Source organism: Cupriavidus oxalaticus (assembly GCF_038900635.1).
Classification (GTDB): Bacteria; Pseudomonadota; Gammaproteobacteria; order Burkholderiales; family Burkholderiaceae; genus Cupriavidus; species Cupriavidus oxalaticus_B.
In genome coordinates this window covers 33686-57501 of the sequence record NZ_JAYMRX010000010.1, presented here as the reverse complement: position 1 = coordinate 57501, position 23816 = coordinate 33686, and the positions used below count along the sequence as shown (strand labels likewise).

Annotated in this window: 19 protein-coding genes; 6 read left to right on the top strand and 13 right to left on the bottom strand. The window is 69.7% G+C overall.

The features are described 5' to 3' along the window. Nucleotides 1-42 precede the first annotated feature (42 nt). From mdcH to VSR71_RS17485, 10 genes are all read right to left on the bottom strand, one after another. Entirely contained in the window at nt 43-975 is a 933-nt protein-coding gene (gene mdcH / locus VSR71_RS17530) for a malonate decarboxylase subunit epsilon (RefSeq protein WP_342915120.1), read from the bottom strand. Beyond that, nucleotides 963-1634, bottom strand: a complete 672-nt coding sequence (locus VSR71_RS17525) for a malonate decarboxylase holo-ACP synthase (RefSeq protein WP_342915119.1) — start codon at nt 1632-1634, stop codon at nt 963-965. The genes mdcH and VSR71_RS17525 overlap by 13 nt, the downstream gene beginning before the upstream one ends. Beyond that, nucleotides 1607-2443 carry a biotin-independent malonate decarboxylase subunit gamma gene (gene mdcE / locus VSR71_RS17520; protein WP_342915118.1) on the bottom strand — a complete coding sequence of 279 codons (837 nt, stop codon included), beginning with the start codon at nt 2441-2443 and terminating at the stop codon, nt 1607-1609. The genes VSR71_RS17525 and mdcE overlap by 28 nt, the downstream gene beginning before the upstream one ends. Beyond that, nucleotides 2440-3291, bottom strand: a complete 852-nt coding sequence (locus tag VSR71_RS17515) for a biotin-independent malonate decarboxylase subunit beta (RefSeq protein ID WP_342915117.1) — start codon at nt 3289-3291, stop codon at nt 2440-2442. The genes mdcE and VSR71_RS17515 overlap by 4 nt, the downstream gene beginning before the upstream one ends. Beyond that, nucleotides 3288-3605 carry a malonate decarboxylase subunit delta gene (locus VSR71_RS17510; RefSeq protein ID WP_342915116.1) on the bottom strand — a complete coding sequence of 106 codons (318 nt, stop codon included), beginning with the start codon at nt 3603-3605 and terminating at the stop codon, nt 3288-3290. The genes VSR71_RS17515 and VSR71_RS17510 overlap by 4 nt, the downstream gene beginning before the upstream one ends. After that, nucleotides 3605-4564: a triphosphoribosyl-dephospho-CoA synthase gene (locus VSR71_RS17505; RefSeq protein ID WP_342915115.1), complete on the bottom strand. Its 960-nt coding sequence runs from the start codon at nt 4562-4564 to the stop codon at nt 3605-3607. The genes VSR71_RS17510 and VSR71_RS17505 overlap by 1 nt, the downstream gene beginning before the upstream one ends. Further along, entirely contained in the window at nt 4564-6222 is a 1659-nt protein-coding gene (gene mdcA / locus VSR71_RS17500) for a malonate decarboxylase subunit alpha (RefSeq protein WP_342915114.1), read from the bottom strand. The genes VSR71_RS17505 and mdcA overlap by 1 nt, the downstream gene beginning before the upstream one ends. A gap of 134 nt (nt 6223-6356) precedes the next feature. Then, entirely contained in the window at nt 6357-7274 is a 918-nt protein-coding gene (locus tag VSR71_RS17495) for a LysR family transcriptional regulator (protein ID WP_342915113.1), read from the bottom strand. A gap of 61 nt (nt 7275-7335) precedes the next feature. After that, nucleotides 7336-9318, bottom strand: a complete 1983-nt coding sequence (gene acs / locus VSR71_RS17490) for an acetate--CoA ligase (protein WP_342915112.1) — start codon at nt 9316-9318, stop codon at nt 7336-7338. Nucleotides 9319-9347: 29 nt separating this feature from the next. Beyond that, entirely contained in the window at nt 9348-10754 is a 1407-nt protein-coding gene (locus VSR71_RS17485) for an SLC13 family permease (protein WP_342915111.1), read from the bottom strand. Nucleotides 10755-11221: 467 nt separating this feature from the next. Here VSR71_RS17485 and VSR71_RS17480 point away from each other — a divergent pair, with 467 nt between their 5' ends. The 6 genes from VSR71_RS17480 (at nt 11222) to VSR71_RS17455 (ending at nt 19582) form a co-directional block, all read left to right on the top strand. After that, the gene (locus tag VSR71_RS17480; RefSeq protein WP_342915110.1) at nt 11222-12835 is read left to right on the top strand and encodes an alkaline phosphatase D family protein; all 1614 of its coding nucleotides are present in this window, start codon (nt 11222-11224) and stop codon (nt 12833-12835) included. A 151-nt stretch (nt 12836-12986) separates the two neighbouring features. After that, nucleotides 12987-15623, top strand: coding sequence for an aconitate hydratase AcnA (acnA, locus tag VSR71_RS17475; protein WP_342915109.1), 2637 nt, complete (start codon nt 12987-12989; stop codon nt 15621-15623). A 95-nt stretch (nt 15624-15718) separates the two neighbouring features. Next, nucleotides 15719-16459, top strand: coding sequence for an ABC transporter substrate-binding protein (locus tag VSR71_RS17470; protein WP_342915108.1), 741 nt, complete (start codon nt 15719-15721; stop codon nt 16457-16459). Between the two features lie 91 nt (nt 16460-16550). After that, nucleotides 16551-17531, top strand: a complete 981-nt coding sequence (locus VSR71_RS17465) for a Bug family tripartite tricarboxylate transporter substrate binding protein (RefSeq protein WP_342915107.1) — start codon at nt 16551-16553, stop codon at nt 17529-17531. 5 nt (nt 17532-17536) lie between these two features. Continuing rightward, nucleotides 17537-18049 carry a tripartite tricarboxylate transporter TctB family protein gene (locus VSR71_RS17460; RefSeq protein ID WP_342915106.1) on the top strand — a complete coding sequence of 171 codons (513 nt, stop codon included), beginning with the start codon at nt 17537-17539 and terminating at the stop codon, nt 18047-18049. A gap of 33 nt (nt 18050-18082) precedes the next feature. After that, a complete protein-coding gene (locus VSR71_RS17455) occupies nt 18083-19582 on the top strand; it encodes a tripartite tricarboxylate transporter permease (protein ID WP_342915105.1) in 1500 nt (499 codons plus the stop codon). A gap of 18 nt (nt 19583-19600) precedes the next feature. Here the strand turns inward: VSR71_RS17455 and VSR71_RS17450 are convergent, their stop codons facing one another. Genes VSR71_RS17450 through VSR71_RS17440 form a run of 3 tightly spaced genes read right to left on the bottom strand, consistent with a single transcriptional unit; the run spans nt 19601 to nt 23788 of the window. Beyond that, nucleotides 19601-21331, bottom strand: a complete 1731-nt coding sequence (locus tag VSR71_RS17450) for an acetyl/propionyl/methylcrotonyl-CoA carboxylase subunit alpha (RefSeq protein WP_342915104.1) — start codon at nt 21329-21331, stop codon at nt 19601-19603. A 5-nt stretch (nt 21332-21336) separates the two neighbouring features. Continuing rightward, a complete protein-coding gene (pxpB, locus tag VSR71_RS17445; protein WP_342915103.1) occupies nt 21337-22938 on the bottom strand; it encodes a 5-oxoprolinase subunit PxpB in 1602 nt (533 codons plus the stop codon). Nucleotides 22939-22966: 28 nt separating this feature from the next. Further along, nucleotides 22967-23788 (bottom strand): putative hydro-lyase, encoded by an 822-nt coding sequence (locus tag VSR71_RS17440; protein WP_342915102.1) that lies wholly within the window; start codon nt 23786-23788, stop codon nt 22967-22969. Between the last annotated feature and the right edge of the window lie 28 nt (nt 23789-23816).

Genomic DNA, 23816 nt, shown 5'->3' with positions numbered 1-23816 from the left:
CGCGAATGCGTCGTTTCAGTCCGGCCTTGCCTGGGCTTGCTTTCAGGGACTCGCCTGCCCGCGCCGCATCAGCGCCACGATCGAGTCCAGCCGCGTCCTGTCGCACGCCAGCGGCATGCCGTCGGCGAACATTGGCTGCGCCAGGCGCGTCAGCACATCGCCCGGCGGCGCTTCCACCACCAGCCTGGCGCCATTGGCATGTGCCAGCAGCATGGTTTCGTGCCACCGCACCGGCGTGGCCATGTTCAGCGCCAGGTCGTCGGCGATCCTGCTCGGGTCGCGCAGCTCGCGCGCCTTGCTGGCGCTGAAGTAGCGCAGCGAGGGCGCGCACAGCGCCACGCCCTGCATGGCCTGCTGCAGCGCATGCGCCGCGGCATCGAGCAGCGGGCAATGCGAAGGCACGTGGATGGCGACCGGCTTGGCGGCCTGCGCGCCGGCGGCGAGCGCCAGTGCCGAGACCTCGGCCATCGCGGCCTCGCTGCCGGCGATCACGATCTGCGTCGGGGCGTTGAAGTTCGCCAGGTACACCGGCCGTTGCGGCGAGCACACCTGCGCCACCAGCGGCGCGAGCCGGTTCCGGTCGAGCCCCAGGATGGCGGTCATGCCATAGCCGCGGGGATAGGCCTGCGCCATCAGTTCCCCGCGCAGGCGCACCAGCCGCAAGGCATCGGCAAAGGAGAGCACGCCGGCAGTCACCGCCGCGGCATACGCGCCGATGGAAAGTCCGGCCACGGCGTCGGCGCGGGCGTCGTGCGCGGCCAGGCACCGTGCCATCGCCACGCCTGACGTCAGCAGGCATAGCTGCGTCCAGACCGTGGATTGCAGGTGCTCTGGCGTATCCATGCCTGCCACCGGTACTTTCAGGACCTCCTCCGCTTCGGCCAGCACCGCCGCCACTGCCGGATCGGCTGGGAGGTCCTTCAGCATGCCGGGGCGCTGTGTCCCCTGCCCGGGAAACGTGATCAGGACTTGCATGGCGATGGTTGCCACGGATCGTCGCAAAGGCACGGGCCGTGGTCCGTCTTCAGCAGCACCCTGCCCCCGCTGCGCAGCCGTTCCAGCAGCGAAAAACCGCCGTATGACGTCGCGATCTGGATGTCGACGCGGACCGGCGCGGTGCGCTGCAGTTCGCCAAGCAACTGGAGATGGCCGGCCGCCAGTGGCCGGTCCGCCTTCACGACCAGATCGAGGTCGCTGTCGGCATGCAGCACGTTGCGCGCGCAGGCGAGCGAGAAGCCCGCGCTGCCGGCCACGCCCCAGTGGACGCCGGCGGCATCGAGCCGGTCGGCGATGGCCTCGAGCGCGCGGATTGCGGGCAATGCCGTCAGCTCCGGTCGCTTGCGCCAGGCGCGCCGGGCGGCCAGGTCCATCGGCGTGACGAGCCTGCGGATCGCCGACGGCGCGATCCACGTGCCGAAGCGCTCTGCGCGCGTGCGCCCGCGCAGGCCGACCGGGATCTCGCCCGGCCGGCGGCCGTCGCGCCGCACGACCAGCGGCGTGTCGTGCAGTGCCGGCAGAGAGACCCATGCCGGCAGCGCAGCGCGCGCCAGGGCACTGGCCGGGTCGTCCAGCCAGACCAGGTCGTGCGGCGCGGGCGACGGGAAATTCAGGCTTGCCATTGCCGCGACAGGCACGCGCGCACCTCTGCCGACGCCTTCCGGTTGGCCCCGCCGAGGCGGCCTTGCAGGCCCTGCGACGGGTCGCGGCGGATGTCGGCCAGCGCCGAGAGGATGGTGTCGCGCGCGAGGTGCGCGTCGGCCGCCACCGGCGCACTGGCCGACTCAACATCGATCAGCCGCCACAGGATGCCCAGCGAGGCGAAGTTCCCGATGTCGTAGGCCATCGGCGGCACCGTCGACGCCAGCGCCTCCAGGTCCTCGACCGTGCGCATGGTGATGCGGGCGGCGGCCTCCTTGCCCATCGCATGCACCAGCACGCCCCGGTCATTGAGCGCGATGATGCGATTGGCCTGGTAGCCGTGCGCGAGGAAGGCGCCCGACATGGCCCGCCCGACGATCAGCGCCACCACCGGGTGTCCGGCGAGGCGTGCCTCGGCATACGCGGCCACCGCACCGGCCAGCGACTGGTGGATACCCAGTGCCTCCTCGCGCCGGCCGTACGCCTGGCTGGGCGTATCGACGATCGCCACGATGGCGCGCTTGACCGGCGCGGTGCGGTCCGCCTCGATCGCCTCGCGCACCGCGCGCGCCAGCGACCAGCCTTCGAGCAGCCCGGCTTCGCCATTGCGCGCGCGCGGGAAGCGGCTGCCGGCATCGGGCACCAGCGCAATCCAGCGCACCGCGGTGCCGGCCAGTTCGCCGTCGGCCACCTGCACGGAATCCGGATAGCCCGGCTGGCGCGACGCCGTGGGCGCCAGCGCCTGCAGCCAGCGCTCGCCGCGGCTGGCTTCGCGCGCGGCAGCGGGATGAAGTGGTGCGTTCATGCGTCGGTCTCCCGTTGGAACAGTGCCTGCACCTGCGCGGGCGTGGGTTGGGCGCTGGCATCGTACGCGTGCAGCGCGGCCAGGTACCGCGCGACTTGTTCGCTGCGATGGCTGGCGGCGACCGGCTCGCGCAGCAGCGCGGCAACCTGCGCGCGCATGGCGTCGCAGTCGTCGTCGACATACGCATCGGCGAAACCGGTGGCCACGCGCTGCGCGCCGCCGGTAAAGCTCCAGATAAAGGGCCGGTCGCGCGAGTCGTACTCGGCGATGCCCGCTTCCTGCTCGATCACTGCCGGGCCGTTCAGCCCCAGCCGCCCTTCCTGCGTCATCACCAGCGCGCTGCACAGGCCGGCCGCGATCGACATGCCGCCAAAGCAGCCCACCTGCCCGGCGATCACCCCGACCACCGGCTGGTACCGGCGCAGGTCGACGATCGCGGCATGGATCTCGGCAATCGCGGCCAGGCCAAGGTTGGCCTCCTGCAGCCGCACGCCGCCGGTTTCCAGCAGCAGCACCGCGCGCGTGGGTTCGCCGCGGCGGTTGTCTTCGGCCGCCAGTTCCAGCGCGCCCGCAATCTTGGCGCCGCCGACCTCGCCCATGCTGCCGCCCTGGAACGCGCCTTCGATCGCCAGCACCACCACCGGCATCCGGTCGATGCGACCCTTCGCCACCACCACGCCGTCATCGCTCTGCGGCACCACGCCCTGCGCCGGCAGCCACGGCGACTGCAGGCCATCGAACGGGCCCGCCAGTTCGCGGAAGGTGCCCGGATCGAGCAATGCACGCGCGCGCTCGCGTGCGCCGAGTTCGATAAAGCTGTTGCGCGCCAGCAGTTCCGCGGTGTTCATGCGCCATCTCCTTGCCGAGGGCCGCCCAGCGCTTCGAATGCCTCCGCCAGGCGCATGCCGACCACGCCCGGCGTCGCGCCGAAGTCGTGGATGCGGATCTGCATCGATGCGCGCGGCTCTGCGGCAAACACGCGCGAGAGCTGCGCATCCCAGACGCGGCCATAGCCATTGACCGAGGTAGTGACCTCCACCGTGGTCTTGCCGCCCTGGCCCGGCTCGACCACTACCTCGAGATCGCCCGACCCCACCACGCCGACCAGCACGCGTCCGCTGGCCGGTTGCCCCGCCGGGAATTCAAATCGCAGTTGTTCCATCAAAGTCCCCTGAAGTCGCTTATCTCGGCCGTTTTCGCGGCCGTCACGTCGGCAGTCCTGTCCCGTGACAGCCGGTCGAGGAAGATCGTCGCGGCCAGCAGATCCGCCGCGCCGCCCGGCGAGGCCCGCCTGGCCAGCATGCCGGCGTCGAGGCTGCGCAGGTGGCGCCGCCCGGCCACCGTGCCCGCGCCGCCGGCCGACAGCACCGCCCTGGCGCCGGCCTGCATGTAGTCCAGTCCGGGCCGCCCCGACCTAGCCAGCACGCAGGTGTCGTCCAGTTCGCTCATCAGCGCGAGCAGTGCGTTCAGGCGGGCCGTCGATTCGGTATCGCCGCGCGCGCGGCTGCGCCGCAGCGCCGGCAGCGCCAACCGCGTCACATGCGGAAAGCCCGCTCGTGCTTGTGCCCGCGCGCCGCCCACACCGTAGGCCAGGCAGGCGAGTTCGCCCTTGTTGCCGGTGAGCACCGGCCGGTGCCGGTCCGCCAGCGAGGCGATGGCGCCGGCCGTCGCGCTGATGGTCCCGGCACTGGCGGCCAGCCCTGCCGCGCTCGCGTGCGCCGCGGCTCCGACCAGCAGGCCGATGCACCAGATCGCGCCGCGATGCGTGTTGACGCCACCGGTGGCGGACAGCATCACGGCCTCGGCCTCGCGGCCCAGCGCGCCCAGTTGTTCGCGCAGACCATAGCCGAGCCGCGGTGCCTGCAGGCCGGCCTCTGCCATGGCCGCAAACGATGGCCCCAGCGCGTGCGCCGAGCGCAGCATCAGCGGCAAGGTCAGGTCGGCATGGGCCCCGCTGCCGCGGCTGTCGACCAGGCCGGGCTTGGGCGAGAGCCGCGCCTCTTCCGCGATGGCGCAGACGGCGAATCCCGCCAGCGCCTCGGCATGGGCGGAGGCCGCCGGGCGCAGCCCGGGCGCGTACGGGGCCTGCACTTGCAGGATCCTTGCGGTGGCGCCTGCCATCACCAGCTCCGGAAGCGTGCCGGCGGCTCGTAAAGCCCGCCGGACCAGTCGACCAGGTCGGCCATGCTCTTGGCCGCCAGCAGGCTGCGCGTGGCCTGGCTGCGCTGCACGCCCAGGTCTTCCGGCAACGCGATCAGGCCGTCGCTGCGCATCCGGCGCGTGGTGGCGGGATCGTGCTTCAGGCCGATGGGCGTGACGCCGGCCACGGCGGCAATCATGCGGCGCCGCTCCTCCAGCGATTGCGCCTTGTACAGGTAGGCGATGCCTTCTTCGGTCAGCACGTGCGTGACGTCGTCGCCGTAGATCATCACCGGGGCCAGCGGCATGCCGCTTTCGCGCGCGACCTCGACCGCATCCATCGATTCGACGAAGGTCGGCTTGCCGCCGGCCTGGAAGGTCTCGACCATCTGCACCACCAGCTTGCGGCCGCGCGCGAGCGGGTCATCGGTCTCGATCAAATCGAGCCAGGCAGGCGTCGGGTGGCGGCGCCCGCCCGGCTGGTGGCCCATGTTGGGCGCGCCGCCGAAACCGGACAAGCGCCCGCGCGTCACCGTGGACGAATGGCCGTCGCCGTCGATCTGCAGCGTCGAGCCGATGAACAGGTCCACCGCATACTGGCCGGCCAGCTGGCAGAAGGCCCGGTTCGAGCGCATGGAGCCGTCCGCGCCGGTAAAGAAGACGTCAGGCCGCGCGGCGACGTAGGCTTCCATGCCCAGTTCGCTGCCGAAGCTGTGCACGCTCTCGACCCAGCCGGTCTCGATCGCCGGAATCAGCGTCGGGTGCGGGTTGAGCGTCCAGTATTTGCAGATCTTGCCTTTCAGCCCGAGCGACTCGCCGTAGGTCGGCAGGATCAGCTCGATCGCCGCGGTATTGAAGCCGATGCCATGGTTAAGCGACTGCACCTGGTGGCGCTCGTAGATGCCGCGGATCGCCATCATCGCCATCAGCACGTGGACCGGCTTGATCAGCCGCGGGTCACGCGTGAACAGCGGTTCGCAGAAGAAAGGCTTGTCAGCCTGCACCACATAGTCGATCCATGATCCCGGCACGTCGACGCGCGGCAGGCCCGCGGGATCGTCGACGATCTCGTTGACCTGCGCGATCACCAGCCCATCGCGGAATGCCGCGGCCTCGACCAGCGCCGGCGTATCTTCAGTGCTCGGGCCGGTGTAGAGGTTGCCCTGGCGATCGGCCTTGTAGCCGGCGATCAGCACCACATTGGGCACCAGGTCCACGTACAGCCGCGAATACAGCTCGATGTAGGTATGGATCGCGCCCACTTCGAGCTGTCCGTCCTCCAGGAACTGCGAGATGCGGATGCTCTGCGCCCCCGCGTACGAGAAATCCAGCTTGCGCGCGATGCCGCGCTCGAACAGGTCGAGCTGCTCGACCCGGCTGACGCTGGGAATGATCATGTGGAGCGCATTCACGCGCGCGGGATCGACCTGCGCCAGCGAGCGCGACAGGAAGTCAGCCTGCTTCTGGTTGTTGCCTTCCAGCACCACGCGGTCGCCGGACGCCAGCACGGCCTCCAGGAAAGCGACGATGTCGCTGGTCGGCACCACCTTGCCGTCGGCAATGGCTGCGGCGTTCTGCTTGCGGCGCGCCTTGGCTTCCCTGCGGGTATTCCATTGGCGGCCCGTGCTGGTGTTGGTCATCGCGTCTCCGGCTGGCGTCTGTCTGATGGCTCCACCTTAAACAGGCGGCGTCCGGCAAACAATCACGCCGGGAAATGAACCATTACGCTGGCCGGAAGCGAGACCAGGGTGTGGGCGACAAGCCGCCCGTGCCCCTACTGGTCGGCGTCGCGCATCGCCATGCGGCACGCCGCTGCCAGCGCCAGCAAGTTGGGATCGCGCTCGCGGCGGCGCAGGAAGTTCAGGGCGATGGTCTGCTTGATGTCGTATTCGCCGGCCAGCGGCACGAACGCCACATTGCGCGAATACACGCCCTTCACCCGGCCCGGCAGCAGCGTATAGCCGATGCCGCCGCCCACCAGGTTCATCAGCGAAAAGATATCGCCGACCTTCATCACCACATTCGGCGTGAATTCGGCAATGCGGAACGCCTCGACAAAGCCGCTGTAGGTGACGAAACCCTCGCTCAGGCTGACGAACGGCTCGTCGCGGCAGGCGCGCAGGTCCACCGCGGGCAGCGAGGCATAGGGCGAATCGGCAGGCGCCGCAAAGAAGATGTCGTCCTCGAACAGCGGGATCGACTCGATCTCCGGATCGGGCTCGGGCACGGCCATCAACGCGGCGTCGATCGAGCCCTGCTTGAGCTTCTGCAGCAGGTCCGCATTCGATCCCAGCACCAGCTCGGTCTGCAACTCAGGGCGGCGCAGCTTCAGGCCGATCACGATCCTGGGCACGGTCTGCACCGTCAGCGAATAGAGCGAGCCGATCTTGAGGTGGTCGGCCGAAAAGCCGGCGGCCTCGCGCGTGGCGCGGATGCCGTCGGCCATGGCCTTGAGCACTTCCCTGGCCGTATCCGCCAGCACATGGGCGGCGTCGGTCGGGATCAGGTTGCGGCCCTCGTGGCGGAACAGCGCGCAACTGGTGCCCTCCTCCAGCGAATGCAGCGCGCGGTGCACACTGACCGTGCTGGTATCCAGGATCTCGGCCGCCTTGGCCAGGTTGCCCGATTCCATGAACGCCAGCAGGGCTTCGAGCTTGCGGAAGGTGATCTCTTCGCCGATGCGGATTCTCATGGGTCGGGCTGTGGTTGGGGGCAGGCTCCTATCTTAGCCGCGTGGCGGCCAGTGCGCACCGCTAACTCGGCTCGCCGAGCTGCTCCAGGATCGCCGGATTCTCCAGCGTCGAGGTGTCCTGCGTGATCTCCTCGCCCTTGGCCAGCGAGCGCAGCAGGCGGCGCATGATCTTGCCCGAGCGGGTCTTGGGCAGGTTGTCGCCGAAGCGCAGGTCCTTGGGCTTGGCGATCGGGCCGATTTCCTTGCCGACCCAGTTGCGCAGTTCCGTCGCGATCCTGGCAGCCTCCTCACCGGTCGGACGCGAGCGCTTGAGCACGACGAAGGCGCAGATCGCCTCGCCGGTCATGTCATCGGGCCGGCCCACCACCGCGGCCTCGGCCACCAGCGGGTTGGCCACCAGCGCCGACTCGATCTCCATCGTGCCCATGCGGTGGCCCGACACGTTCAGCACGTCGTCGATGCGGCCCATGATGGTGAAGTAGCCGGTTTCCTTGTCGCGGATCGAGCCGTCGCCGGCCAGGTAGAGCTTGCCGCCGATTTCCTCGGGGAAATAGCTCTTCTTGAAACGCTCGGGATCGCCCCAGATGGTGCGGATCATCGACGGCCAGGGGCGCTTGACCACCAGGATGCCGCCGTTGCCATCGGGCACGTCGTGGCCGGTCTCGTCGACGATGGCGGCCATGACGCCCGGCAGCGGCAGCGTGCACGAACCCGGCACCAGCGGCGTCGCGCCCGGCAGCGGCGTGATCATGTGGCCGCCGGTCTCGGTCTGCCAGAAGGTGTCGACGATCGGGCAGCGCTCGTTGCCGACGTTCTTGTAGTACCACATCCAGGCTTCGGGGTTGATCGGCTCGCCCACGGTGCCGAGCAGGCGCAGGCTCGACAGGTCGTATTGCTTCGGGTGGATCTTCTCGTCGGCCTCGGCGGCCTTGATCAGCGAGCGGATCGCGGTCGGCGCGGTGTAGAAGATGCTGACCTTGTGGCGCGCGATCATGTCCCAGAAGCGGCCGGCATTCGGGTAGGTCGGCACGCCTTCGAACACCACCTGCGTGGCGCCGGCGGCCAGCGGCCCGTAGGCGATGTAGGTGTGGCCGGTGACCCAGCCGATGTCGGCGGTACACCAGAACAGGTCGTCGGGCTTGACGTCGAAGGTCCACTTCATCGTCATCAGCGCCCACAGCAGGTAGCCGCCGGTGCTGTGCTGCACGCCCTTGGGCTTGCCGGTGGAGCCCGAGGTGTAGAGCACGAACAGCGGATGCTCGGCTCCGACCGGCTCGGCTTCGCAGGTATCGGGCTGGTTGGCGCAGACGTCGTCGAGCCAGCGGTCGCGCCCCTCGGTCCAGCCGACATTGCCGCCGGTGCGGCGGTAGACGATCACGCTCTTCACGGCCTCGCAGCCGCCCAGCGCCAGCGCATCGTCGGCAATGGCCTTCAGCGGCAGCGCCTTGCCGCCGCGCATCTGCTCGTCCGCGGTGATCAGCGCCACCGCGCCCACGTCGACCAGCCGCTCCTGCAGCGACTTGGCGGAGAAGCCGCCGAACACCACCGAATGCGTCGCGCCCAGGCGCGCGCAGGCCTGCATCGCGGCCACGCCTTCGACCGACATCGGCATGTAGATCACGACGCGGTCGCCCTTCCTGATGCCAAGCGTCTTCAGGCCGTTGGCCAGCCGGCACACCCTGGCGTGCAGCTCGCGGTAGGTGACGCGCGTCACGGTGCCGTCGTCGGCCTCGAACACGATCGCGACCTTGTCGGCGTTGCCGTTTTCCAGGTTGCGGTCCAGGCAGTTGTAGGAGGCATTGAGCTGGCCGTCCTCGAACCACTTGTAGAACGGCGCGTTGCTCTCGTCCAGCACCTTGGTGAAGGGCTTGTTCCAGTGCAGCAGCTCGCGCGCGTGGCGCGCCCAGAAGCCTTCGTAGTCGCGCCCCGCTTCGTCGCACAGGGCCTGGTAGGCCTCCATGCTGGGAATGGCGGCCGGCCTGGCCGGGGCCCGCGCCGGCCGGATGGCCTGCTGGGCAGGCATGACGGATTCAAGCAGTTTCATGGTCAGGAGTCAGGTAACGGCAACAGGAATCAAAGCACGACGAAGACAAACCACAGCACGACCGGCGCGATCACGGTGACCAGCGCGCCATAGATCAGCAGCGTGCGGAAGAAGGCCTGCCGGTCCACACCCTGCGCGTTGGCGAGCACCAGCGCGCCGTTGGTCGAGAACGGGCTGACGTCGACAATGGTCGAGGACACCGCCATCGCGGCGATAAAGCCGATGGCGCTCACGTCCGAGCCTTGCTGCAGGAACGGCACGGCCAGCGGGATCAGCGAACCCAGCACGGCGGTCGACGAGGCGAACGCCGACACCACCGCGCCAACCACGCACAGCAGCAGCGCGGCCATCAGCGGCGACGTCAGGCTGGCCACGCTGTGGCCGACAAAGTCGATGGTGCCCATCTTGTCCATCACCCCGACGAAGGTGCTGACGCCGACGATCAGCATGATCTCCGGCCACGACACCTGGCCCAGCGCTCGCTTCTGCAATTCCGGCGCCATCAGCGTGAGCAGCAGCGCGATGGTCAGCGAGACAAAGCCGATATCGAGCTTGAAATACAGGGTCAGCACCGCCAGCGCGGCCAGGCCGGCCACGGTCAGGTACTGGTAGAGGCCGGCCGGCGTTTCGCCGGCACCTTCGGCTTCGCTGCCGAGCAGCGAAGCGCGGTCGCGCGCCATGGTCTTCTGCTCTTCGATGCCGGCCTCGGCCTCCGCATCGCCGTAGATCTGCGCTCCCTGTGCCGGCACGGTGCGCGCGCCGAACGGCGCCCCCATGGCCAGCACGCCGCCGGCAACCGGTTGCGACGCCGCCACCGCCGGCGCCGATTGCCGCATCAGGCGCAGCCCGCCCAGCGCAACGAAGAGGCCGGCAGCCACGGCCAGGTTCACGCCCAGGCTGGCGAACGCCGTCGCCATCTCGTTGAGCGGCAGCCCTGCCTTCTGCACGATCTTGTTGGTGATGCCGCCATAGATGCTGATCGGCGAAAAGCCGCCACCCTGCGCGCCATGGATGACCATCAGGCCCATCAGCAGCGGGTTGATGCCGTAGCGCGCGGCAAAGCCCAGCGCAATCGGCGCGATGATGGCCACCGCCGCCGGGCTGACCGCACCGACCGACGTCAGCAGCGCCGCGATCATGAACATGATCCATGGAATGGCGGCGATCCTGCCGCCCACGGCGCGCACCGCGAGCCGCACCAGCCAGTCGATGGTGCCGTTGTTCTGTGCCACGGCGAACAGGTAGGTGATGCCGACCAGGGTCAGGAACAGGTCGGCGGGAAAGCCGGCAAGGATTGCCTTGGCAGGCATTGCCGCGACCAGCGTGCCGACCAGGAAGGCACCGACAAAGGCAAGCGCGCCCATGTTGATCGGCAGGACCGTGGCGATGACAAACATCAGCCCGAGCACCGAGATGGAAATGACGTGAGGCGACATAACGGCTCCGTGGCGGCTCGCGCGCGTCTGCGCACGCCGCCTGGCAAGGAAGTCAGGGGAATCCGGCAGCGCGGGGCCCGGCCGGAGAGTCGGATCTGCCGCTACGGCAACGTCTGGAAGGGATAGGCCATGATGTCTTGTCTCCTTGTTTGTGAGGCCGCACGGGAACGGCACCGGTCTTGTTGGTTTGGCTGAACGATATGGCGCCGGCGCGCGGCCATCAATTAAGCGCTCGGGCCGATCCTTACGGAAACCGGAAAACAGGCGCTCACGAAAGCGGTGGAGGGTCAGCAGAATGGCGGGACACCTTGCCCTGGAAGGCCGTTGACGGCACGGACCTCACTTCCCGCAGCGGCCGGCCAAGTGCATCCAGCACGACTTCCGCATAGCCGAGACAAGCTGACCCGTTTCGCTATAGTTCTGCACATCGATAGCGCGAGACGAACCCCCGACATCCCGGAACCGGCATGCAAAGACGAACTTTCCTGAAGCTGGCAGCAGCCTCCGCCCTTGCCACCCAGCTGCCCCGCTGGGCCATCTCCGCCACCCTGCGCGAGCGCGACCTGTTCTCGCTTGGCGTGGCCAGCGGCGCGCCGGCGCCGGACGGATTCGTGCTGTGGACGCGCCTGCTCGGCGGCGCCATCCCTGGCACACCGCAGGCCGACGCCCATGGCACCACGCCGCTGCAGGGACCGCTGACCGTCCGGTGGGAAGTCGCCGAGGACGAAGCATTCCAGCGCATCGTGCGCCGCGGCCATGCGCAGGCGCTGCCCGAGCTGGGTCATTCGGTTCATGTCGAAGTCGACGGGCTGCGACCGGACCGCTGGTACTTCTACCGATTCATGCACGGCGACGCAGCCACCGCCCCGGCCCGCACCCGCACCGCGCCGGCGGCCGACACGCTGGCCCCGCGCGTGCGCTTTGCCTTTGCTTCCTGCCAGCGCTGGGAGCAAGGCCACTACGCCGCGTACCGGCAGATGCGGCAGGAAGACCTGGACCTGGTGGTGTTCCTCGGTGACTACATCTACGAGAACGCAGTGCCGGCCAACGCGCACGCGCACCTGCCGCGCACGCACAGCCTGCCCACAGCCACCAGCCTGCAGGACTTCCGCGACCGCTACGCGCTGTACAAGAGCGACCCGCTGCTGCAGGCCATGCATGCCGCGTGCCCCTGGCTGGTTACCTGGGACGACCATGAAGTGCAGAACGACTATGCGGGACGCGCGGGCAGCGAGCCGGCGCCCGCGTTTCTCGCGAGGCGGACTGCCGGCTACCAGGCCTTCTACGAAAACATGCCGATCCGCGCGAGCACGCTGGTGCATGGCATGGCGGGCCTCGGCGGGCCGGATGCGCTGAGCATCCACGCGCGCCACCGCTGGGGGCGGCTGGTCGATTTCCATGTGCTGGACGACCGCCAGTATCGCGATATCCAGCCCTGCCGCGAACCCGGCCAGCCCCCCAAAGGCCCCGTGTCTCCGGGCCATTGCAGCGCGCTCGACGACCCGCGCCGCACCATGCTGGGCAGCGCGCAGGAACAATGGCTGGCACAGGGACTGGCGCAGGACCAGCGCGACCAGACGCGCTGGAGCGCGATCGCGCAGCAGACCATCTTCTCGCGGCGCAATTTCAAGGCGCCGCCTGGGCAAGCCTTCCACAGCGACACCTGGGACGGCTATCCCGCCGCACGCCGGCGCCTGCTCGACAGCATCGCGGCGGCGGCGCCGCGCAATACCGTGTTCATCGGCGGCGATATCCACCAGAACTACGCCTGCAATGTCCTGGCGGACTTCAGCGATCCGTCATCCCGCGTGATCGCCAGCGAGTTCTGCACCACCTCCATCTCCTCGGCCGCGGGCAGCAGCGTGCAGAGTGCCGCAAAAATCATGGCCCAGAATCCGCATATCGTGCATGCGCGGCCGGACCAGCGCGGCTACACCGTGGTCGAGGCCACGCCGGAACGATGGGCCACCACGCTGCGCGCCGTGGAAGACGTAACGCGCGCGGACAGCGCGGTCGGCACGCAGGCGGCGTTCGTGGTGGAGGACCGGCGGCCTGGCGTGCAGCGGGCCGGGGCTGGCTAGGCGAAGACGGAAGCAGCGCCTTGCGTCAAATGCTGGCGCGGGGCGTTTGCCCCTGGAAGATGGCTCCGGGCACTTTCAGGAATTGCATTCGGCGATCCTCGGGGTTTCCACTTGATTGCATTTTTACGCATACACATGCAAAAATGCGCTCATGGAAAACACCTGCCCTATCCTCACGGCATCACTGAGCGTCGGTGACGTCACTTATCGCATCGTCGACCTCCCCGCGGTTGCCGGCGACAAGCTGTGGCGCCTGCCCGTCGTCATGCGCCTGCTGCTGGAGAACGTGATCCGCAACGCCGAAGGCGCCGAGCGCGACGCCGCCGTCGCCGGCATCCTCGGCTGGCTGGAGCATGGCACCAGCGAAGCCGAGATCGCCTACCAGCCCGGCCGCGTGCTGATGCACGACACCACCAGCACGCCCGCGCTGGTCGACGTGGCCGCGATGCGCGATGCCGTGGCCGAGGCCGGCCGCGACCCAGACCTGCTCAATCCGGTGCTGCCGGTGGATTCGTCGGTGGACCATTCGCTGGCGGTCGAGTACTACGCCCGCGCCGACGCCGTGCCGCGCAACCTGGAAACCGAGACGCACCGCAATGCCGAGCGCTACGGCTTCCTGCGCTGGGCCTCGAAGGCGCTGCACGGCGTGCGCATCCATCCGCCGGGCACCGGCATCATGCACACCATCAACCTCGAGCAGCTCGCCACCGTGGTCACGTGCGAACAGCGCGGCGGCGAGGCCTGGGCCGTGCCGGACATGATGATCGGCACCGACAGCCATACGCCCATGGTCAACGGCATCGGCGTGCTGGGCTGGGGCGTGGGCGGGCTGGAGGCGCAGACGGTGATGTTCGGCATGCCGGTGATGCAGCGCATTCCCGACGTCATCGGCGTGCGCCTGAGCGGCGCGCTGCGCCCCGGCGTGCTGGCGACCGACCTGGCGCTGACGGTGACCAGGCGGCTGCGCGGCCTGGGCGTGTCAGGCGAATTCGTCGAGTTCTTCGGGCCGGGCGTGTCGGCGCTGTCGGCGGGCGAGCGCGCCGTGGTCGCCAACATGGCGCCCGAGTATGGCGCCACCACCGGTTTCTTTCCCGTCGACGACCGCACGCTGCAATACCTGCGCAGCACCGGCCGCGACGAGGCCGCGATCGCGCTGGTCGAGGCATATACGCGCCGCGTCGGCCTGTGGTTCGACGGCGCCGCGCAGCCGCGCTACACCACCGTGCTGGAACTGGAACTCGACACCGTGGGCATGCACGTGGCCGGCCCGCGCCGGCCGCAGGACCTGCTCGGCTATGCCGACACAGCGCGCGCGCTGGAGAGCTTCGGCTTCACGCCGTCGCATCCGCATCCCGTCATGCCCAGGCATCCCGTGGCACTGGCCGCGATCACCAGCTGCACCAACACCACCGATCCCGCGCTGCTGGTCGCCGCCGCACTGGTCGCGCGCAAGGCGCGTGGGTTCGGCCTGCGGGTGCCGGCGTGGATCAAGACTTCGCTGGCGCCGGGATCGCCGGCGGCGGCGCGCTACCTGGAGCGCGCAGGCCTGATCGATGACCTCGCCGCGGTCGGCTTCGATATCGTCGGCTACGGCTGCACTACCTGTATCGGCAACTCGGGCCCGCTGACGCAGCCGATCGCCGACGCCATTGCCGATGGCAGCGCGCAGCCGGTGGCGATCCTGTCCGGCAACCGCAATTTCCCCGGGCGCATCCACCCGGACCTGAGCCTGGGCTTCATCATGTCGCCGCCGCTGGTGGTGGCGTTCGCGCTGGCCGGCAATGCCGAGGCCGACCTGAGCAGAGACCCGGTGCAGACCGCCGCCGATGGCACCCCGGTCTACCTCAAAGACCTGTGGCCCACGCGCGAGGAAATCGACGCGCTGGTGGCGCGCGGCACCGCGCCCGGCGACTACCGCGAGGCCTTCCGCGTCGCCACCGCCAACCCGCTGTGGCACGCCCTGCCTTCGCCCGGCACGCCGCGCTACCCGTGGGACCAGGCCTCGACCGCGCTGCGCCGCCCGCCCTTTGCCTCGGCCGACGAAGGTGGCCAGTTCGGCAGCCAGCTCGGCAGCTACACGGCCTGGCCGCTGCTGGTGCTGGGCGACGACATCACCACCGACCATATCTCGCCGGCCAGCGCCATCCCCAGGGACAGCTTCATCGCCGACTTCCTGGTCGCACGCGGCGAGGACCGCGACGACCTGAACGTGTTCGCGTCGCGGCGCGGCAACTGGGAAGTGATGGTGCGCGCCGCGTTCTATAACAAGACGCTGGCCAACCTGCTGCATCCCGCCGCGCCGGTGGGGCACACCCTGCACGTGCCCAGCAACGAAGTCCAGCCGATCTTCGAAGTCGCCGAGCGCTACCGCGCCGCCGGCGATGCGGTGATGCTGGTCGCCGGCGAACGCTACGGCACCGGCTCGTCGCGCGACTGGGCCGCCAAGGGCCAGCGGCTGCTTGGCATCCGCGCGGTCATCGCGCCGAGCTTCGAGCGCATCCACCGCTCCAACCTGATCGGCATGGGCATCCTGCCGGTCCGGCTGCCGCGCGGCACCGGCCCGCACACCCTCGGCATCAAGCCAGGAGACAAGATCCACGTGGAGGCGCCCGCGGATGCCATCGCGCCGCGCTGCCGCATCCCAATCCGCATCGTGCGCGCCGGCGGCGCTGTCGATGGGATCGACGCCACCGCAGCGGTCGAGACACGGCTCGAAGCCGAACTGCTGCGGCGCGGCGGCGTCATCCCGCTGATCCTGCACCAGACGCTGTCGCAGCCGGCCAGCTGACGCGTGCTGTTTCACCGCTCGCGATGCGCAGTCGCGGGCAATCCCGAACTCGCGGGCCTGTACTTGCCGGGCCAGCCCCAAGCCCTGACTTCTCCATGCGCCCTGACCCCGACCTGATTGCAGCCTTCGCCCCGACCGGCGTGCTGCGTGCCTCGATCAACCTCGGCAATCCGATCCTCGCCAACCGCGGCGAGGATGGCCAGCCTTTCGGCGTGTCCGTCGACCTTGCCAATGCGCTGGCACAACGCCTGGGCCTGCCGCTGCAACTGGTGGTGGTCGATGCCGCCGGCAAGTCGGTCGAAGTGGTTTCCAGCGAGGAGGCCGACGTCGGCTTCTTCGCCATCGATCCCAAGCGTGCCGCGACCATCCGTTTCACCGCGCCGTATGTGCTGATCGAAGGCTGGTACCTGGTGCGCGATGCCTCGCCGGTCCGGTCCAATGCCGAAGTCGACGCCGCCGGCAACCGCGTCGCGGTCGGCAAGGGCAGCGCCTATGACCTGTTCCTGACGCGCGCACTGAAGGCAGCGCAGATCGTGCGCGCGCTGACTTCGCCGAACGTGGTCCAGACCTTCCTGGAGCAAGGCCTGGATGTGGCCGCCGGCGTGCGCCAGCAACTGGAAGCCGATGCCGCGAAGCACCCCGGCCTGCGCCTGCTGGACGAGCGCTTCATGGTGATCCGCCAGGCCATGGGCCTGCCGCAAAGCCGCGGCAGCGCCGCCGCGGCGTACCTGCATGCCTTTGTTGAAGAGATGAAGGCGAGCGGCTTTGTCGCGCAGGCGCTGGCACGGCACCAGATCGCGGGGGCCTCGGTCGCGCCCGCCGAGGCTGCCGGCTGATTTCCTCGATTCCCCACGTTTCACCCCCGCCTGCGTCGGCGCTATCGCAATCAGCCGCGCAGGCCGCCAGGACATGACCACAGGAGACATCATGCTTGCCAAACTGAACCGGCTCGCCGCCACCACCGCGCTGGCCGTGCTCGGCGCCGCCGTGCCGCTGCACCACGCGCACGCGCAGGCCGCGCCCCTTGAACTGAAGATCACCGCCCCCGCCGCGCCCGGCGGCGGCTGGGACGGCGCATCGCGCTCGCTGCAGCAGGCCATGGTCGCCAGCGGCGCGGCCAGGAGCGTGCAGGTCAACAACATCCCCGGCGCCGGCGGCACCGTGGGCCTGGCGCAGTTCGTCAACAACGCCAGGGGCGACGGCAACCAGCTGATGACCATGGGCATCACCATGCTCGGCGCGGTGGTCACCAACAAGGCGCCGGTCAGCCTCGACAAGGTCACGCCGATCGCGCGCCTGACCGCCGATGCGCTGGTCGTGGTGGTGCCGGCGAACTCGCCGCACAAGACCATCCAGGACCTGGCGGCGGCGATCAAGGCCGATGCGGGCAAGGTGGTGTGGGCCGGCGGTTCCGCCGGTGGCGCCGACCACATGCTGGCGGCGCTGGTGGTCAAGGCCGCGGGCGGCAATACCGCGCGGCTGAACTACGTGCCGTTCTCCGGCGGCGGCGAGGCGCTGGCGGAAATGCTGGGCGGCCGCGTCACCGCCGGCGTCTCCGGCTACAACGAGTTCGAAAGCCAGATCAGGACCGGCAAGCTGCGCGCCCTGGCGGTGTCGTCGGCGCAGCGCATGCCTGGCATCGCCGTGCCGACGCTGAAGGAGCAAGGCATGGACGTCGAGCTGCTGAACTGGCGCGGCATCGTGGCGCCGCCGAACGTGTCGCCGCAACAAGCCGCCGCGCTGGCGGCGGCGGTCGACAAGGCGGTCAGGTCGCCGGAATGGCAGAAGATCCTGAAGGCCCGCGGCTGGGATGATGCCTACTTGCCGGCCGACAAGTTCGGCGCCTACCTGAAGTCTGAACAGGCGCGCGTGCGCGACATCCTGGCATCGATCGGCCTGGCGAAATGAAAGCGATGACGACCCACGCCCAACCTACGCAACGCAGCGCCGCGGCGCGCTTCGATAAACCCAGGGCCATCGTCGGCGCGGGGCTGCTGCTGCTCGCGCTGGTGGTGTTCGCCGATGCCAGCCAGCTGCCGCCGGCGCCCGCCGCCGGCATTGGCCCCGCCGTCGGCATGCTGTTCGTGGCCGGTCTGCTCGGCGTGCTCGGCGCCGCGCACCTGGTCACCGCGGCGCGCCGCACCGGCACGATGGCAGCGCCGGCGCGCGAGCCGATGAACTGGAAGGCGGTCGGCTGCGTGCTGGCCGGGCTGCTGGCGCTGATGGCGGTGCTGCAACTGCAGCTCGGCTTTATCGCCGGCGTCACGCTGCTGTTCATTGCCACCGCGCTCGGCTTCGGCGAGCGCCGCGTGATGCGCTCGGCCGCGATCGGCGTGGCGCTGAACCTGCTGGTGTATGCATTCTTTGCCAGGGCCCTGTCGCTGGCGCTGCCCGCCGGGCCGCTGGAACGCCTGGTATTCGGCTAAGCCCGGTAAAGAAGGAAAAGAAGGGAGTTGCACATGGATGTCTTTACCTACCTGGCCCAGGGCCTCGCCGTGGCGGCGCAGCCGGGCAACCTGCTCTTCGCCGGCATCGGCGTGCTGCTCGGCACGCTGGTCGGGATCCTGCCGGGCATCAGCCCGTCGCTGACCGTGGCGCTGCTGCTGCCGGTCACGTTCAAGCTCGACCCGACCGGCTCGCTGATCATGTTCGCCGGCATCTACTTCGGCGGCATGTACGGCAGTTCGACTACGGCGATCCTGATCAATACGCCGGGCGAAGCAGCCTCGATCGCCACAGCGATCGAAGGCCACCGCATGGCCCGTGCCGGCCGCGCCGGGCAGGCGCTTGCGACCGCGGCGATCGGCTCTTTCGTGGCCGGCACGCTGGCCACCGTGGGCCTGGCGCTGCTGGCGCCGGTGCTGGTGGAGCTGGCGGTGCAGTTCGGGCCATGGGACTACTTTGCACTGATGGTGCTGGCCTTTGTCACGGTGTCGGCGACCTTCGGCGATTCGACGCTGCGCGGGCTGACCAGCCTGGCGCTGGGCATTGGCCTGGGGCTCGTCGGCATCGACAAGCTCACCGGGCAGGCGCGGCTGACCTTCGGCGTGCCGGAGATGCTCGACGGCATCCAGGTCACCACGCTGGCGGTGGGCCTGTTCGCGATGGGCGAAACGTTCTTTTCCGCGGCAAGGTTCACGGGCGTGCACGACACCATCGAAGCCGTCAAGGGCGGCCTGCGCATGACCGCCACGGACTGGAAGCGCTCGTGGAAGGCCTGGCTGCGCGGCACCGCGCTGGGCTTTCCGATCGGTGCGCTGCCGGCCGGCGGCGCCGAGGTGCCGACGCTGCTGTCATACACCGTCGAACGCAAGCTGACCGACCACCAGGACGAATTCGGCCGCGGCGCGATCGAGGGCGTGGCGGGACCGGAAGCGGCCAACAACGCCGCGGCCACCGGCACGCTGGTGCCGTTGCTGACGCTGGGCCTGCCCACCTCAGCCACCGCCGCGATGATGCTGGCCGGCTTCCAGCAGTACGGCCTGGTGCCGGGACCGCTGCTGTTCGCCGACAAGCCGGACCTGGTATGGGGCCTGGTGGCCAGCCTGTTTATCGGCAACGTGATGCTGCTGGTGCTGAACCTGCCGCTGATCGGCATCTGGGTACGGCTGCTCAAGCTGCCGCAGCCGTATCTATACGCCGGCATCCTCGTGTTTGCCGCGATGGGCACGCTGGCGGCCAACCCTTCCATCGTGGAACTGGCCATGCTGGTCGTGTTCGGGCTGGCCGGCTTTGGCATGCGCTGCCACGACTACCCGGTCGCGCCGATGATCGTCGGGCTGATCCTGGGGCCGATGGCCGAAAGCCAGTTCCGCCGCGCGATGCAGATGAGCCTGGGGGACCCGCTGGTGTTCGTGTCGCATCCCGGCTCGGCGACGCTGCTGGCACTGGCCGCCGCCGCGCTGGTTGCGCCCTTTGTATTCAAGGGGCTGCGCAAGATGGGAGGCGCCGACGAATAAGCCGGCGCCCGGCCGCACTTACTCCACGCTGGCCAGCCGCGCGCCCGCAGCCAGGAACACGCCTGTTTCAGCCTGCCACGCGACGCGGCCGCTGCGATGGGCGTGGACCTGCATCTCCATCTTCATCGCTTCCATCACGGCGATCAGGTCGCCTTCCTTGACCTCGTCACCGACGTTGACCTTCCACGCCTGCACCGTGCCGGCGATCGGCGAAGGAAGGTCGGCGGCGTCGGCAGTGGCGGCGGGCGCGGCGGCGGCCGAACCGCCCTGCCCCGGCGCTTCTGCCAGGCCGCGCAGCAGTTGCGCGGGCAGGCCCAGCACCATGCGGCGGCCGTCGATCTCGATCGCGGTGCGCAGCAGGCTGCCATCCGGCTGCGGCTCGGCGCGCACGGCGGCGGCCAGCGGCTCGGTGAAATCGGATTCGATCCAGCGCGTATGGACCTTGAAGCCGTCGGCGCCCAGGAAATCGGCATGGTCGATCACGGCGCGATGGAACGGCAGCACCGAGGCCACGCCTTCGATCCGGAACTCGCGCAGCGCGCGGCGCGCACGTGCCAGCGCCTGCTCGCGCGTGGCGCCGGTCACGATCAGCTTGGCCATCAGCGAGTCGAAGGTGCCGGGCACCACCGAGCCGGTCTGTACGCCCGAATCGACGCGCACGCCCGGGCCCGACGGGGCCTCGAAGCGTTGCACCGGGCCGGGCGTCGGCAGGAAGCCGCGGCCGACGTCTTCGGCGTTGATGCGGAATTCGATCGAATGGCCCAGCGGCGCCGGCGTTTCGGTGATCGACAGCGGCAGGCCGTCGGCCACGCGCAGCTGCTCGACCACCAGGTCGACGCCGGTGGTCTGCTCGGTCACCGGATGCTCGACCTGCAGGCGGGTGTTGACCTCAAGGAACGAGATCGCGCCGCCGGCGCTGAGCAGGAACTCGACGGTGCCGGCGCTGGTGTAGCCCGCTGCGGCACAGATATCGCGCGCGGCGGCGTGGATGCGGGCACGCTGTTCGTCGCTCAGGAACGGCGCCGGCGCCTCTTCCACCAGCTTCTGGTTGCGCCGCTGCAGCGAGCAGTCGCGCGTGCCGAGCACCACCACGTTGCCATGCTTGTCGGCCAGCACCTGGGCCTCGATATGGCGCGGCTTGTCGAGGAACTGCTCGACGAAGCATTCGCCACGGCCAAAGGCGGTCACCGCTTCGCGCACGGCCGATGCGTACAGCTCTTCGACCTCATCCATGCGCCAGGCGATCTTCATGCCGCGGCCGCCGCCGCCGAACGCTGCCTTGATGATGATGGGCAAGCCGTGGCGATCGGCAAAGGCCAGCACTTCGTTGGCATCGGTCACCGGATCGGGCGTGCCGGCCACCAGCGGCGCGCCCACCTGCAGCGCGATCTTGCGGGCTTCCACCTTGTCGCCCAGGCGGGCGATCGTCTCCGGCGACGGGCCGATCCAGGTCAGGCCGGCATCGATCACCGCGCGGGCGAAGGCTTCGCTTTCCGACAGGAAGCCATAGCCCGGGTGCACGGCGTCGGCGCCGCTGCGCCGCGCGATCTCGAGCAGCTTGGGGATATTCAGGTAGGTGTCCGCCGGGCGGTCGCCGTCGAGGCCGTAGGCCTCGTCGGCCAGGCGTGCGTGGATCGCGTCGATATCGGCGTTGGCATAGACGGCGACGGAGGCCACGCCGTAGTCGGCGCAGGCGCGGATGATGCGAACGGCGATCTCGCCACGGTTGGCAATCAGGACTTTTTTCATGGCAATTACGGTTGCAGTTCTTCGAAGGCGCCGACGGGATTGAAGCGCAGCCAGGCGCCGACCGGGACTTGTCCGGCGCGGTCGAGGTGATGCGGCGCCACGGCACCGATCACGGGATAGCCGCCGGTCAGCGGATGGTCGGCCAGGAACAATACGGGCTGGCCGTTCGGCGGCACCTGCAGCGCCCCGAGCGCGGTGCCTTCGCTCGGCAGCTCGCCGGCGACGGCGCGTTCCAGCGGCACTTCGCCGGCAAGGCGCAGGCCCACGCGGTTGGATTGCGGCGTGACCTGCCAGCGCTGCGCGGCCAGCCGCTCGACGGATTCGGCGGTGAACCAGTCGGTGCGGGGCCCGAGCACCACGTCCAGCACGACTTCCTGCTCCACCGTGGGCAGGTTCTCGGCCGGCATCCCGGGCGCGCCCACGATGGTGCCGGCCGGAGCCTGCCGCAGCTCGATCACATCCCCCACCGCCAGCGGCGCGGGGCCGACCCTGGCCAGCGTGTCGGTGGCGCAGCTGCCCAGCACCGGCGCCACCGCGAACCCGCCGCGCGCGGCGACGTAGCAGCGCGCGCCGGCCAGCGGCTGGCCAATGGCAAGGGTGTCGCCATCGGACAGCGCCACGGCCTGGTGATTGGGGACTTCCCATTGCCGGCCAGCGGCGGCGCGCACCGTCAGCGGCGCATCGGCACCGGTGACGGCCAGCACGCACTCGCCCACGCTCTGCAGCTGCAGGCCGGCGCCGACGGTCTCGAGCGCCGCGGCATCGCTGTTGTTGCCCACCAGCCGGTTGGCGGCCTTGAGCGCCGCCTGGTCCATCGCGCCCGAGGCCGACACGCCCTGCCCCGCCTGGCCATGCCGGCCCAGGTCCTGGAACACGGTCTGCAGGCCGGTGCCCTTCACCTTCAGCGCGGCGGCAGCCGGCGCCTTTTCGGCCGGCAATGGCTGGCGCGCCGGCGCCACGGCATCGCTGCCAGCGGCATGTGCGACGTCATTGCGCCTCGCGATATCGACAAAACGCACGCGATAGCCCGGCTGCAGCAGCGCGGGCTGATCGCGCTCCAGGTCCCACATCGCCACCGGCGTCACGCCGATGATCTGCCAGCCGCCGGGGCTGGCCTGCGGATACACGCCGCTGAAGGTGCCGGCCAGGCCGACCGCGCCGGCGGGAATGCGCGTGCGCGGCGTACTGCGGCGCGGCACGTCAAGGCTTGGATGGCCGCCGCCGAGGTAGGCAAAGCCCGGGGCAAACCCCGTAAAGGCCACGGTGTATTCGCTGCCGGTATGGCGGCGCACCACTTCCTCCGGCGTGATGCCCAGCAGCTGCGCGACCTCGGCCAGGTCTTCGCCGTCATAGCGCACCGGGATCTCGACCAGGATGTCGCTGCGCTCGACGCGCTGCGACAGGTCGCGCGCGGCGATGGCCCGCACCAGCGCGGCGGCGCTGGTGGCCCAGGGGCGGAAGTGAACGAGGATGGTGCGCGCGGCGGGCACCAGCTCGGCTACGCCATGCAGCGGATCGCGCTGCAGCGAGGCCAGCAGGGCCAGGGTCTGGTCGAGGTCGGCCAGCTCTACCAGCAGGGCATTCGAGGTGACGGGCAGGAAACGCAAGACTAACTCCGCAAGAGACCCGGCGGTCTCAGACGTGGTACGTGCTGTCCGGCACGTCGGTGATGAACATATGGCCCGGCGCGTGGGTCACGGCGAACGGCACGCCGGACGCCATCACGGCCGCCTGGGGCGTCACGCCGCAGGCCCAGAACACGGGGATCTCGCCCGGCTCGATGCGCACGGCGTCGCCGAAGTCAGGCTTGCCGAGATCGGCGATGCCCAGCGCGGCCGGGTCGCCCACATGGACCGGCGCGCCGTGCACCGAGGGAAAACGCCCGCTGATGGAGACGGCATCGGCAACGCGGTGCGCGGGGATGGGCCGCATCGACACCACCAGCTCGCCATGCAGGCGGCCGGCGGGACGGCACTGGCGGCTGGTGCGGTACATCGGCACGTTGGAGCCATCGGCGATATGCCGGACCTCGATGCCGGCCTCCTGCAGCGGCGTCTCGAAGGTGAAGCTGCAGCCGATCAGGAAGGTGACCAGGTCCGGATGCTCGGCCCACAGCGGCGTGGCATCGGCCACCTCTTCCGCCAGCTTGCCGTCGCGCCAGACCCGGTACAGCGGGATGTCGGTGCGCACGTCGGCGCCTTCGGCCAGCAGGGTCTGGTGCGCGCCGGCCTCGATCACGTCGAGCACGGGACAGGCTTTGGGATTGCGCTGCGCGTACAGCAGGAAATCCCAGGCCCAGTCGCGCGGCAAGGCGATCATGTTGGCCTGCGTCATGCCCGGCGCAATGCCGGCGGTCGGCTGCACGGTGCCGGCGCGATAGCTCGCGCGCGCTTCGCGGGCGGCGTTCACCGCGGCGTTCACCGTGGCGTGGGCGCGCTCCAGTGCGGATGCTTGCATGTGTGTTTCTCCGGTGTGTTCAGGGGCG